12 protein-coding genes are annotated in these 13,748 nt (G+C 42.7%); 10 read left to right on the top strand and 2 right to left on the bottom strand.

Translation table 11 applies throughout. From position 1 onward, the window contains the following. Positions 1–62: 62 nt before the first annotated feature. From rlmKL to rmf, 5 genes are all read left to right on the top strand, one after another. Entirely contained in the window at positions 63–2,204 is a 2,142-nt protein-coding gene (gene rlmKL / locus J5X92_RS08670; RefSeq protein WP_013784082.1) for a bifunctional 23S rRNA (guanine(2069)-N(7))-methyltransferase RlmK/23S rRNA (guanine(2445)-N(2))-methyltransferase RlmL, read from the top strand. Further along, positions 2,201–2,434: a glutaredoxin family protein gene (locus J5X92_RS08665; protein ID WP_013784083.1), complete on the top strand. Its 234-nt coding sequence runs from the start codon at positions 2,201–2,203 to the stop codon at positions 2,432–2,434. Before rlmKL ends, J5X92_RS08665 begins: the two co-directional genes overlap by 4 nt. Continuing rightward, on the top strand, positions 2,431–4,371 hold the full coding sequence (locus J5X92_RS08660) for an ABC transporter ATP-binding protein (protein WP_208805430.1): 1,941 nt from the start codon (positions 2,431–2,433) through the stop codon (positions 4,369–4,371). The genes J5X92_RS08665 and J5X92_RS08660 overlap by 4 nt, the downstream gene beginning before the upstream one ends. A 12-nt stretch (positions 4,372–4,383) precedes the next feature. Next, positions 4,384–6,153, top strand: a complete 1,770-nt coding sequence (locus J5X92_RS08655) for a DUF3466 family protein (RefSeq protein ID WP_159530314.1) — start codon at positions 4,384–4,386, stop codon at positions 6,151–6,153. Between the two features lie 303 nt (positions 6,154–6,456). Next, entirely contained in the window at positions 6,457–6,633 is a 177-nt protein-coding gene (rmf, locus tag J5X92_RS08650; protein ID WP_013784086.1) for a ribosome modulation factor, read from the top strand. Positions 6,634–6,713: 80 nt separating this feature from the next. Here rmf and fabA read toward each other — a convergent pair whose 3' ends face one another. Next, the gene (gene fabA, locus J5X92_RS08645; RefSeq protein ID WP_057791803.1) at positions 6,714–7,232 is read right to left on the bottom strand and encodes a bifunctional 3-hydroxydecanoyl-ACP dehydratase/trans-2-decenoyl-ACP isomerase; all 519 of its coding nucleotides are present in this window, start codon (positions 7,230–7,232) and stop codon (positions 6,714–6,716) included. Positions 7,233–7,363: 131 nt separating this feature from the next. Here fabA and J5X92_RS08640 point away from each other — a divergent pair, with 131 nt between their 5' ends. Further along, on the top strand, positions 7,364–7,639 hold the full coding sequence (locus J5X92_RS08640) for a hypothetical protein (protein WP_013784088.1): 276 nt from the start codon (positions 7,364–7,366) through the stop codon (positions 7,637–7,639). Positions 7,640–7,763: 124 nt separating this feature from the next. Here J5X92_RS08640 and J5X92_RS08635 read toward each other — a convergent pair whose 3' ends face one another. After that, positions 7,764–9,077, bottom strand: coding sequence for a DASH family cryptochrome (locus J5X92_RS08635; protein ID WP_208805428.1), 1,314 nt, complete (start codon positions 9,075–9,077; stop codon positions 7,764–7,766). Between the two features lie 110 nt (positions 9,078–9,187). Between J5X92_RS08635 and J5X92_RS08630 the strand changes: the two genes are divergently transcribed. From J5X92_RS08630 to J5X92_RS08615, 4 genes are read left to right on the top strand one after another with little or no spacing between them, the layout of a single operon-like run. After that, complete coding sequence (locus J5X92_RS08630; RefSeq protein ID WP_208805572.1) at positions 9,188–10,633, top strand: deoxyribodipyrimidine photo-lyase; 1,446 nt, start codon at positions 9,188–9,190, stop codon at positions 10,631–10,633. 7 nt (positions 10,634–10,640) lie between these two features. Beyond that, positions 10,641–12,179 (top strand): cryptochrome/photolyase family protein, encoded by a 1,539-nt coding sequence (locus J5X92_RS08625; protein ID WP_208805426.1) that lies wholly within the window; start codon positions 10,641–10,643, stop codon positions 12,177–12,179. Next, positions 12,166–12,303 carry a DUF2256 domain-containing protein gene (locus J5X92_RS08620; RefSeq protein ID WP_082604920.1) on the top strand — a complete coding sequence of 46 codons (138 nt, stop codon included), beginning with the start codon at positions 12,166–12,168 and terminating at the stop codon, positions 12,301–12,303. Before J5X92_RS08625 ends, J5X92_RS08620 begins: the two co-directional genes overlap by 14 nt. Positions 12,304–12,346: 43 nt before the next feature. Then, positions 12,347–13,693, top strand: a complete 1,347-nt coding sequence (locus J5X92_RS08615) for a DUF2254 domain-containing protein (RefSeq protein WP_208805424.1) — start codon at positions 12,347–12,349, stop codon at positions 13,691–13,693. The last annotated feature ends 55 nt before the right edge of the window (positions 13,694–13,748 follow it).

Raw genomic sequence — 13,748 nt, 5'->3', positions numbered from 1 at the left:
CACATTACAGTTTTATACACTCAAGCGTGTGTCAATAAACACACGCTCTATCAGGTAATTGAATGAATACTATTCTGGCAACAACCAGCCGCGGTCTTGACGAACTCCTTAAGCAAGAAATACTCAATTTATGCCCAGATGCAGAAATTAAACAGTCTCCGGGCATGTTGCAATTTGAAGGAAGCAAAGAAGACGCTTATAAACTTTGTCTTTGGTCCCGTTTAGCCAACCGCGTTATTTGGATCTTAGGCACAGGAAAGGCAGGTAATGCTGAAGAGTTGTATAAGACCGCCATGGATATTGATTGGCAGATGCATATGGAATCTCGCCATACGTTGTCAGTGCAATTTATTGGTACCAACTACGAAATTAAGAACACGCAGTTCGGCGCGGTTAGAATTAAAGATGCTATTGTCGACCAGTTCGTAGAAGAAGGCCAAGCTCGCCCGTCGGTTGAGCGTAAAATGCCAGATTTCCCTGTATACGCCAGACTTCAACGAGACAATGTAATTATTGGTCTTGATATGGCTGGTGCAAGTTTGCACCAACGTTCATATCGTCAAGAAACCGGTGATGCACCACTTAAAGAACATATTGCCTGTGCCATGCTAATGCGCAGTGGCTGGACCGAAAACATGGACAAGCCCCTTGCTGACATGATGTGCGGTTCGGGCACAATTGCCATAGAAGCGGCCTTCATGGCGCGTAATATTGCCCCTGGCATAAAGCGTGAATATTGGGGCTTTAGTAAATGGTTAAGCCACGATGCTGCATATTGGGATTCGTTGGTAAATGATGCTATTGCGAACCAAACAGAAAGTAAAAGCGAAATCTTTGCTGCTGATTACAACCGCAGAATGATTGCCATTGCCAAAGACAATGCTGATTATGCTGGCGTTTTTAACGATATTAAATTCAGCAATCAAGATGCCACTAAATCGTCACCGCCGGTTGCGACCCCAGGTTATATGGTGTCTAACCCACCTTACGGTGAACGTTTAGGTGAACTAACCGCTCTTATTCCGCTTTTCAGCGAATGGGGTAAGCGCTTTAAAGAAGCATGGAAAGGCTGGCACGTTTCACTACTTAGCAGCAACCGTGACTTATTGCGCGTATTAAAATTACGTGCAACTAAAGACTACGGGATGAATAACGGTAAGCTAGAGTGCCGTTTAGTTAACTATGTGTTAAGCGAAGAAAACACGGTTCAATTTTCTGAAGATGCGTCGAATCACGAATTTGCTAATCGCTTAAAGAAAAATCTTAAGAAAATGAAAGGTTGGATCAACAAGGTTGATACCAACTGTTACCGAATTTACGATGCCGACTTGCCCGATTACAACGTAGCAATTGATAGGTACGGCGATTGGTTGGTAGTTCAAGAATACGCGCCACCTAAAACGGTGTCGGAAGACAAAGCCCGTAAACGCTTGCAAGAAGTACTGCTTTATTTGCCTGGCGTGACGGGTGTTTCGCCTAAGCAAATTGTGCTTAAAGTACGCAGCCAGCAAAAAGGGACTAAGCAGTACGAAAAAATTAACCAGTCTGGCACCATGATGGAAGTTTACGAAAACGGTGCGCGCCTATTGGTGAACTTGACTGACTACTTAGATACGGGGCTATTTCTAGATCATAGAAACACCCGTCAAAAAGTTATGCAGCTTTCAAAGGGTAAAGACGTGCTCAACCTGTTTGCTTACACCGGCAGTGTATCTGTGTTTGCAGCCAAAGGTGGCGCAAAATCAGTAACTACCGTTGATATGTCTAACACCTATCTAGATTGGGCAAAAAAGAATGTGGCGCTTAATAAGCTAAATGGCCCACATGCTTTTGTTCAAGCTGATTGCACAACCTGGTTAGCCGATCATAAAGGTAAGTACGACTTAATTTTTATCGACCCACCTTCGTTTTCAAACTCTAAACGTATGCAAAGCACATGGGATGTTCAGCGCGACCATATTACCATGCTAACGAATGCCAGAAACTGCCTAAATGAAGGCGGTACGTTAATTTTCTCTAACAATAAACGTGGCTTTAAGTTAGATGAAGAGGCGTTGCAGGAGCTTGGTTTTAGTATTGAAAATATTACCCAAGAAACCATTCCAGAAGACTTTTCCCGCCGTGCAAACATCCATAAGTGCTGGATCCTTTCGTTATCAAAGGAAGCGTTACCAAAAGAAGCGTTATCAAGAGAAGCTTTATGAAAATAGTGTTTTACACGGGGCCTCAGTGTAGCTTGTGTGATTTAGCCGACATTGAGTTGGCTAATACGCAGCAGTTTTCTTCGTTAAACGTCGAGAAAGTAAATATTCGTAATAGCACCGACTTGTATCATTTATACGGTGCTCGTATTCCTGTATTAAAACGGGAAGACAATGGCGCCGAAATTGGCTGGCCATTTGATACCAACGCATTGGAGACATTCTTACAGTGAGTATTTTGCAGTTAAAGAACATCACTGTTATCTACGGTAACCCTCCTTTATTAGATGGTGTTGAACTGATCGTTCAACCCAAAGAGCGTGTGTGTTTAGTAGGCCGAAATGGCAGTGGTAAATCCACCTTAATGAAGGTGATTTCAGGTGATGTGATAGCCGATGACGGACAGCGCATTATAGAAAGCGACACGATAATTGCTCGATTAGAGCAAGATCCGCCGCAAACCACAGATGTGACCCTTTTCGATTACGTTGCTGAAGGCTTAGCAGATGTAGGCGACACCATTAAAGCCTATCATCACCAAACCAAATTGGTGGCTGAAGATCCTAGTGAAGCTAACTTAAATCGTCTGCAAACTTTGCAGGAAACCTTGGAAGCCCGTGATGCATGGCAATTTGAGCAGCAAATAGAACAAACGCTCACCATGCTTAAACTAGAGCCTGATATTTCATTATCGACATTATCAGGTGGATGGCGCCGTAAAGCGGCATTAGCACGCGCTTTGGTTCGTTCTCCCGATTTACTGTTGCTTGACGAACCTACCAACCATTTAGATATTGAAATGATTCGTTGGTTGGAAAGCAGTTTATCTAATTACAATGGCGCTATTGTATTTGTAAGTCACGATAGGGCCTTTATCCGAAATATGGCAACCCGTATTGTTGATTTAGACCGTGGTGGATTAACCAGTTACCCAGGTAACTACGAAACCTACCTAGAGAAAAAGCAGCAAGACCTTGAAGTAGAAGCTGCCCATAATGCCGAGTTTGATAAGAAGCTTGCGCAAGAAGAAGTGTGGATCCGTCAAGGCATAAAGGCTCGCCGTACTCGTAATGAAGGCCGTGTAAGGGCATTGAAGAAACTGCGTGATGAGCGTAAAGCAAGACGCGCGGTACAAGGGAACGCAGTAGTAAGCCAGCACCAGGGTACACGCTCGGGCAAGATGGTGTTTGAAGTAACCGATTTAGACTACGCCATTGGCGGTAATCAAATTGTGAAGGGATTAAACCTTAATGTACTACGTGGCGATAAACTTGCACTTGTTGGGCCGAACGGTAGTGGTAAAAGTACCCTCATTAAGTTGTTGCTCGGAGAACTAACACCCGATAACGGTAACTGTAAGCAAGGTACTAACCTTGAAGTGGCTTATTTTGACCAACATCGCCATGGCTTAGATTTGGAACAAACGGTTATTGATGCTGTAGGTGATGGTAAACGTGACCTTATGGTTAACGGGCACCCAAGACACGTCATTAGCTATTTACAAGATTATTTGTTTTCACCTGAGCGGGTTAATGCGCCGGTAAAGTCATTATCTGGTGGAGAGAAAAACAGGCTAATGCTGGCCAAGCTAATGCTTAAGCCCAGTAACTTATTAGTGCTTGATGAACCAACAAACGATCTTGATGTTGAAACACTAGAGATGTTAGAAACCCTGTTAAATGAATATGCGGGCACGGTATTGCTCGTAAGCCATGATAGGGAATTCGTCGATAATGTTGCTAATAGTTGTGTCGTATTTGAAGGCGAAGGCTTTTTACGGGAGTTTATTGGAGGCTTCACTGACGTAGAGAGCTGGTACAAAGATCAAAATGCAAAACGTCAGCAAGTTATTAAAGACGAAAAAGCCAAAGTAAAGAATGAAACTAATTTAAGTTCGAATAGTCCTAGTGCTAAGTCTTCTCCCCGTAAGACGAAAAAGTTATCATATAAAGATCAACGCGAACTTGAATCGCTGCCTGCAGATATTGAGCAGTATGAAAATGAATTAGCGGAAATGCAGTTGTTAGTTAACGACCCTGAATTCTTTAAAAAAGGGAACGACGAAACTGCACAAACCTTAGCTCTGTTAGCAGAGAAAGAACAAGCCTTATCCCATAAATATGCGCGCTGGGATGAATTAGAAAGTATGCTGGAAGATAATCAGCAGTAAATAGGATTTTAGATGAAACGAACTCAGCTTGCCGTCGCCGTTCTGTTGGCAACAGGTAGTGTTTCGGCAGTCGCCGAAACCTACACCGTGACACCACTTCCTTTGCAGGATGTTGGTCAAAATACCTTCGCTCGTTCAATTGATAATACCGGCAAAATGTTATCAATGGTGCAATTGGAATTTAACCCGCCTGTTGATGTAGAACAGCTAGAAGAAGATACCAGTTTCTTTACCACGTTTTCAGGGTCTCTTGAAAATGAAGATGATGCAGTACAAGGTGTATTTACTGATGCTGATTATACCTTAGTCGTTAACTTTCTTCTTTCAAACCAAGACAGTTCAACAGGTCAGAAGCTCGCGAGCTTCAGAACCTATTTAACCGATACCACTGATATAGACTTGGTGCCTGGTTTAGATGAAGTAACCGACAAATTTGATGATTACACCCAATCTGTTGAAGCAGGCGGAAGAGATAGCGTAAGCGGTAATTTTATTGTTGGTGATTCTCCAGGCGTAGTTGTTTTGGATGAATATGAAAACGAAGATGGTAATACCATCAATTACACCTACTCAGAATTACCGCAGCAAGCGTTTGTTCAAACTAGCAGTGGGTCATCAAAAGTTATTCCAGCCGTTGATGACACCTTAGGTGGCTTCTCGTCAGCACGTGCTGTGAATCAAAATCTACAAGTCGCTGGTTTCAGTACCGTTAGTTTTTTAGATACGGTTGATGAAGCAGTCGAAACTTGTGAAGACGACGAAACTCGTGGTGATTTACCGGAAGGCCGCTGTTATTTCAGTATTTACGGTGGTGAATTTAACGTACCACGTATATCTAGTTACTTCGTAACAAACTCCACTAGCTTTTTATCGGGTTTCATTCTTTCATCGGAAGTCAACGCGACTATTTGGCAATTAGATGTCAACGGCGATGTGATAAGCACTGACACATTCCCATTACTTTTCACGCCGGAAGAAGACGACACCTCACATTACTTTTCTTATGCCTATGACATTAATGAACAAGGTATTGCGGTGGGTGAAGCGTTAACGGGTGATGCGGTTACTATTACACGCCCTAACTCTTCTGGCTTAAATGAAAGCGAGCGTGTTGCCACCGTATATAGAGACGGTGAAACACAAGAGCTCCTTCCGAGAGAAGAAAACTTACTTAGCCAAGCGATGGCGATTAACGATAACAACTGGGTAGCAGGTGCAGTGTTGCGTGAATCGAGTGATATTGCACGTTCTCGTTTATTCGCATACAACTTAGATACCACTGAGCAATTATACCCCGACGGTTTCTTTGCGACTGCCGGTGTTCAAGCGAATGCCATCAATAATAATAATATTATTGTAGGTAAATCTGACTTTGATGCGACATCCGATACTGTTCGTGAGACACACGCGTTCATGTTCAATATTGATACTGAAGAGTTTCTGGATTTAAACGACTTAACGCCGTGTGACAGTGAATACACGTTGCTAGAAGCTATCGATATTAACGATAATGATGAAATTATCGCTAATGCGCGTATTCGATCCACCAGCAAATATGTGACGGGTGCTGATGTGATTAACTCAGCAGGTGAAACCATAGAGGTTGATGCTATTGTCGCGGTGAAACTATCACCTACTGGCGGCGCCATCGACGATTGTAGTATTGATGAAGACGGTGATGAAGTAGATGACAACTTTGAGCGCAGCGGTGCTTCTACGAGCTTCTTTGGGTTAATGGCGCTAAGTTTACTGGCCATTTTCCGTCGTAAATTGAAGAAATAATCAATTCGCTCTATTTTTAGTTATTTTTCAAAGGCCGCTCGTTTTTAGCGGCCTTTTTTATTGCTAAAGGATTTAAAAATTGAAATATATATGCCTAAAAAGTGTAATATAAAATTCATCTATATTTCATTGCATTACCAAATGTCAATGCTCTCTTTACAATAATTGTGTTGAACCATTTTGCACATTGCACTATCACAGTAGTGTGCACATTGACTTTTCCGCCACTATCAATTGAAAAACGATGTATTGGGCCCGAGAGAGAATTTGTAGCACATCCTACAAAGTTAAAGAGGCTAATCAATGAAAAGACAAAAAAGAGATAAACTGACACGCGCCCACTCAAAAGGGTATCAAGCTGGTATTAGCGGTCGTTCAAAGGATATTTGTCCTTTTCAACAGAATGACGCTCGGTCGGAATGGTTAGGAGGCTGGCGCGAGGCGGTAGAAGACAGGCACGTAGGTCTTAGTGTTAAATAACGTCTTCTCTCTTAAAAAGTGATTAAGCAATGAAAAAGCCCCAGTAATGGGGCTTTTATCGTTTTGACGCTTTACGTTTATTAGAAGTTAGATGTGTCTTGGAACAAACCTACTTTAAGATCTTTCGCGACGTAGATTTCTCTTCCATCTACTTCAACAGAACCATCCGCCATTCCCATGAAAAGCTTACGTTTGATAACACGCTTCATGGTGATTTTGTAAGTCACTTTTTTGGCAGTAGGCAGTATTTGGCCTGTGAATTTCACTTCGCCCACGCCAAGAGCACGACCTTTACCTGGCCCATCACACCAACCTAAGAAAAATCCAACCAGCTGCCACATGGCATCTAAACCCAAGCAACCAGGCATTACAGGGTCACCTGGGAAGTGACAATCGAAAAACCAAAGATCTGGCGTAATGTCTAACTCAGCAATTATTTCGCCTTTCCCATGTTCACCGCCATCTTCAGTAATAGAAACGACACGATCCATCATTAGCATGTTAGGGGCGGGTAATTGGCTGTTACCTGGGCCGAACATTTCACCGCGGCTGCATGCTAATAAATCTTCTTTGTTAAAACTATTTTTTCTGTCTGACATTCCCAACTCGTTGTTTTTTAAATTCGCGGTGCTAATTTAGCGAACACTTGTAAGCTAAACAACTCCGAACAGTCATTTTTCTAAATAAAAACGCGTGTTAAACTCGAATTACTAACGAGCTAGTGATTACTATGACAGAAAATACGAAAAACAGCACAATAAAAGAGAAGGCAAAAGCGAATGCTGATAAGCAGCGCCGATTTCGAGAACGTCAACGAGATGCAGGGAAAAAGCTTGTGAGAGGCTACGTTTCTCCAGAAGCCAAGCTTTGCTACGATGAAATTAGAGAGAAAACAGGATGGAGTGATAGTGAAGCCGTGTCTAACTCAGTACGTTTGATGTATGCCGCTTACAAATGTGGCCAAATTAAATTGCTTAATGAGTGGTTACGTAAAAACAACCGATAACCCATTTTTACTACGCTTAGCGCGGTTACACGTAACCAAAATGGGTATATTGGCTTCCCGTAGGCTACGCATAACTTGAAAAAGGGGCTAGTTAGTGGGCATGTTAACGTAACCAATAAAGGTGTTAATCTAGCCATTTCGCACAGAACTCACCTTTCGGATCGTAAATTTCGGTTTGCTTCTGCAAGTTAAATTGCCTGTTCTCTCGGGGGTCTGTACCTACGCCTGCCAGGTACAACCAATTCCCCCAATTGCTAGCCACATCATAATCCAACAACTGGCTTTCAAACCAAGCCGCGCCATAGCGCCAATCTTGCCTGAGTTCATTCACCAAACAACTTGCCACCAATTGTCGACCTCGATTAGATAAGTACCCCGTAGAAGCCAGTTGACGCATACACGCATCCACAATAGGGTATCCGGTTTGTCCGTTGCACCATCCGACAAATACTTGAGGGTCGTGACTAGTATTGGGTAATTTTGACTTGATACCTTCAAGCTGAAACCATTTTGACCCAAACTTTTGTTGAAGCCAGTAAAAATATTCACGCCAAAGCAACTCAAAATAAATCCAATAGGTTGAATCATTTTTAACTACGTTTTGTTCGTACTTTTTCACTTCTTGAATAACGTACCGCGCCGAGAGCGCACCAGTGGCTAACCAAGGCGATAATTTTGTACTATCGCGCCAATTATCTAACGCGTTTCGTGTTTCTTTATAGCTCGCAGCCACTTTCCATTCGAACAAATAACTGTTTAAGTGAGAGAGAGCCGCGTCTTCGCCTCCAACGAATGTACCTTCTGCTTGATTACGAGGAGGTCGACGGTTAAGCGTATATTGGCATTCTGCGTCTATATCTGGCGTATAAGACCTAGGCAATGCGGTTAACGTTGCCATAGGTTCACGCGGCTTTATTGCAGACTCAATTTTACGCTTAAAAGGGGTAAAGACATCCGGCATGGCTTCAAGATTAAAAGGGAGATCATCCTGATTAAACAGTGAACTAGATTCGCCAGTTACTATTTCGATATTGGGCAAAAAACGAGAAACCGCCTCGACTTCTCTGCGCTCGTTATAGCCACCGTGCTCGGTCACCCCAAAGTGAGTAAAGGCATTTGATGAGAGTAACGAGACCAGTAGTTCTGGTGTCTGGCCTTTTAAAGTCAAAATAGAGTGACCCAAAGTGCTCGCTTTTTCGTTTAATGCTTCTATTGTATCTATAAGAAAATTAAAACGGTGCTCACCAACGGGTTGAATACCGTAAGAATTTGGTATAAACCAGTTGTCATCAATTATGTAAAGCAGGGTCAATTCGTCTACCTGCTGACTAAGCGATGATAGCGCCACTTGGTCGTGAAAACGCAAGTCGTGGCGAAACCAAAACAGGCCTCTCGTAGGTGTTGTTGAATCACGTATCACATGATTATCCAGTAACATAGGGTTCCCTCCCTTATACCTTTTTTTGGGTAAACGGATCCTGCTTTCTGAGATTATCGTATCATACGTATGCGTAAATGTTTATATATTGTTCAATAAAAGGGCTAACCGTGACAGTGCCAGTGTCGATAATGTGGTTCAGACAGGACCTTAGAGTAAAAGATAACCCCGCGTTAAATGCAGCCTGTGATGAAGGAAAAATAATCCCGATTTACATTTACGATGACAATGCACCTGATGGTAGAGCATTGGGAGGCGCGAGTAATTGGTGGTTACATCATTCGTTGAATTCACTGAACGACAGATTGAATGGTCACCTAAAAGTATTTAAAGGCGATCCTAAAGCGCTTATCCCTGCATTAATGGAAGCCTATGAAGCGAAGGGAATCTATTGGAATCGCTGTTATGAGCCTTGGCAAATTAATCGAGATAAAGCGATAAAAAAGCAGCTTTTAGACAATGACTATGAGGCGCACAGCAGTAATGGTAGTTTGCTGTGGGAGCCGATGAAGGTGCTCAAAAAAGACGGCACGCCATACCGAGTTTTCACTCCATATTATAGAAAAGGTTGTTTGAACGTTGAGCCTCCACGCTATCCTCAAGCTCCGCCAGCACGAATTACATACGCCGATGTAGATGATAGTAAAATTACTAAGGCTAACCGCTCTTGCAATATAGACGATCTCAACTTACTTCCTTCGCTAGATTGGGACAGTGATTTTAAAAATCACTGGAAACCAGGTGAAGACGGGGCCGCTGACAATTTGCAATATTTTATCGAGCACGCTGCCCGCAAATATAAAGATGCCCGTGATATTCCGTCAATGAATGGGACTTCTCACCTGTCACCTCATCTGCATTTTGGCGAAGTGTCGCCTAATCAAGTCTGGTATGCCATTAAAGACAGGTTTGAAACCAGTGAAGATAAAAGCATAGATACTTATCTCAGTGAGTTGGGCTGGCGCGAGTTTAGCTATTACTTGCTTTACCATTTTCCAACCATACCGACCAAAAACTTTAATGACAAATTTGATAAGTTCAATTGGCGCAGTGATGCAAAATCGCTTAAAGCATGGCAAACAGGGCAAACTGGCATCCCTATTGTTGACGCGGGTATGCGAGAGCTGTGGCAAACCGGGTATATGCACAACCGTGTACGTATGATTGTAGGGTCGTTCTTGGTTAAAAACCTTCTTATTAGTTGGCAAGAAGGCGAACGTTGGTTTTGGGACTGCCTAGTAGACGCGGATTTAGCCAGTAATACTGCTGGGTGGCAGTGGGTAGCAGGCACAGGCGCTGACGCTGCACCCTATTTCAGAATTTTTAACCCGTTATTACAGGGAGAAAAATTTGATAAACAAGGAAAGTACGTCAGGAAGTACTGCCCTGAACTTGCCGACCTTCCTGATAAGTACATACATAAACCTTGGGATGCGCCGCCGGTCATCGCTAAAGATGCTGGAGTGCATTTAGGAGATACCTATCCTAAACCTATCGTAGATTTAAAAGCATCAAGACAGCGTGCTTTAGATGCCTTTCAGGCTTTAAAAGAGTAGGGTACCCATGGCGTCTTTAATACTTATTTTAGGTGATCAGCTTACTTACAATCTGCCAGTTTTAGAAAACGCAAATAAAGCGAAAGATACCGTACTTATGGCAGAAGTACGTGAGGAAGCTACTTACGTAAAGCATCACAAAAAGAAAATTGTTTTCCTCTTTAGTGCCATGCGACATTTCGCTAAAGCGTTAAAGGAAGATAATTTTAACGTCAACTATATTGAATATAACGATGAGGCAAACCAAGGCAGTTTGCTCGAACAGGTAAAACATACGCTTGCGAGCGGCGAGTTTGATAATGTTAAAGTGACATCACCTGGCGAATATCGTTTGCTAAAAAGCATGCAGCAGTGGGAGCAAACCTTAGGTGTGCCTGTCAGCATTATCAATGACGCTCGTTTTCTAGCCAGCCCCAAAGAATTTAGTGACTGGGCACATGATAGGAAACAATTGCGTATGGAATTTTTCTACCGAGAGATGCGAAGAAAACATGGCATCTTGATGGAAGATAAAAACCCTATTAGTGGGAAGTGGAATTACGACGCGCAAAACCGAGAGCCCATGCCGGCGGGTTCTAATGTGCCGACCCACGCGCAATTCAAGATAGACGCTATTACCCAAGACGTTATTGATTTAGTTGAACAGGAGTTTAGCGATCATTTTGGTGACATTAGCCCATTTCACTTTGCCGTTACCCGCGACGATGCGCTAACCGTGCTAAGCGAATTCATAGAAGAACGGTTACCCCATTTTGGCCAATACCAAGATGCCATGGTTGAAGGCAAACCTTGGTTATATCACTCCCATATCGCGTTTTATTTAAATTGTGGTTTGCTTAGCCCGAGAGAAGCCATTGATGCTGCGGAATCGGCTTATTACGCAGGCACTGCGCCGCTTAACTCGGTTGAAGGTTTTATTCGGCAAATACTGGGGTGGCGGGAATTTGTTAGAGGGTTTTATTGGCACTTTATGCCAGGCCTTAAAAGCGATAATTATTTTAATAATAATCGCTCACTCCCCGATTTCTTTTGGAATGGCCAAACCAATATGAATTGCATGCGCCAATGCATTAAAGAAACACAAGCAAACGCATATGCTCATCATATACAGCGATTAATGGTGCTGGGGAATTTCTGTCTTTTAACGGGGTTGTCACCCGAAGAAGTTCAACAATGGTACTTGCTGGTTTATGCAGATGCGTATGAATGGGTAGAACTACCAAATGTAGCAGGCATGATCTTATACAGTGATGGCGGTCAACTCGCGAGCAAACCTTATGTCGCAAGTGGTAGCTATATTAATAAAATGTCGAACTACTGCAAAAACTGCGGTTATCAAGTTAGTAAAAAAACAGGTCCTAAGGCTTGCCCTTTCAATTACTTATACTGGCATTTTATTGATAAGCATAAAGAAAAGCTAAGCGGTAATCCAAGAATGGCAATGATGTATAAAACGTATGGCCGAATGAAAGATGAAAATATCGATGCAATGAAAGACAGCGCGACAATTTTTTTAACCAAATTATCTGAAAATGAAGAAGTCTGATTTACCAAGCAAAATGTGCCCCGTGTGCAACAGACCATTCACTTGGCGTAAGAAATGGGAGAAGAATTGGGATAACGTAGTGTATTGTTCTAAACGTTGTGCCGGAAACAAACGTATGAAATAGAAACTTCTTACTATAATTATAATAAAAGAAAGGACACGAATTAATGGATGCGCCTATTTCAGTAGATAGATTTCGTTTTTTACTTTTTAGCTTCAAGGAAAAACTGTGGGTAAAGCCTTTATCACTATGCGTATTGTCTATCGCTGCGGTGTTCGCCTCAAAACTGGCAGACGGCACCGCACTCGCTGAACATCTACCTAAAGTCGATCAATCCTCAGTAGAAACACTGCTATCCATTATGGCATCGAGCATGCTGGTCATAGCGACTTTCTCGGCAGGCACTATGGTAAGTGCCTATGCATCTGCTAGCAGGTCATCGACGCCACGTTCGGTAAGTTTAATCATATCAGACGATGCCTCACAAAATGCGCTGTCTACTTTTGTCGGTGCGTTCATCTTTAGCGTAGTCGCCATTACGGCATCAAGTAACAACTTCTTCAAAGACACTGGAATATTTCTTCTTTTTTGTCTTACCTGTTTAGTATTTGCGATCGTCATTCTTACATTTATCCGCTGGGTAGACAGTGTCGCGAGACTCGGCCGTGTGGGGTCAACAGTACAAAAAGTTGAGGCTGCAGCGATGCGCGCCATTAATCATCGGCTATCGACGCCAAGGCTCGGCGGTAAGCAGCAGCCGAACTCTGTGAAAGAGCAGGGCGGTGATCTCTCAAAATACCAAACCCTAACAACTGATAGTATTGGCTATGTACAAATGGTCGATATGGCAAAAGTACAAGCGTGGGCGGAAGAACGAGACACCCAAGTACACATAGCAATGTTACCTGGGCAATTTTGCACTCCAGATAAACCGCTGTGCTACATCGAGCGTTTTAAACCGAAAAAATCTGAAGATGACATCAGCAGTAAAGAGAGTGAAAAAAGCAGTGATAAAAGTGATGAGTCAGCATTGCTTTCAGCATTTCAAATTGGCAGCGAAAGGTCATTTGAAGCAGACCCAAGATATGGATTGGTCGTGCTATCAGAAATAGCTTCTCGCGCGCTTTCGCCATCGGTAAACGACCCAGGTACCGCCATTAGTATTCTTGGCAGTTATGCACGTTTGTTTATTCTGTGGGCGCAAAAAGAAAAGAACGTCGCATCAGATGATATAAAATACGATAAGGTGACCGTACCTGACATGAGTACGGCTGATATGTTTGATGACGCATTCACCGGTTTAGCGCGAGATGGTGCATCCATGATTGAAGTCTCTATAAGAATACAAAAGACGTTGGATGCCATTGCTAAAACAAGCAATGATGATATTTGTAAAGCTGCGACTAAACATGCCAAAGAAGCTTATAAACGCAGTATGAATGCGTTAATTCATGACGGCGATAAAGAAATGTTAAGTTCAGCAGTGAATAGCTTAAACAATAAAAAAAGCTAAGCCCTAGATTATTTAATTTACTGAATTTATGAATACAGCAATGTTCTATTAAAAC

Origin of the sequence: Alteromonas sp. K632G (assembly GCF_017653625.1) — a bacterium.
GTDB lineage: Bacteria > Pseudomonadota > Gammaproteobacteria > Enterobacterales > Alteromonadaceae > Alteromonas > Alteromonas naphthalenivorans.
The sequence above is the reverse complement of the archived record's forward strand: the minus strand, read 5'-3'. Positions and strand labels throughout refer to the sequence as shown.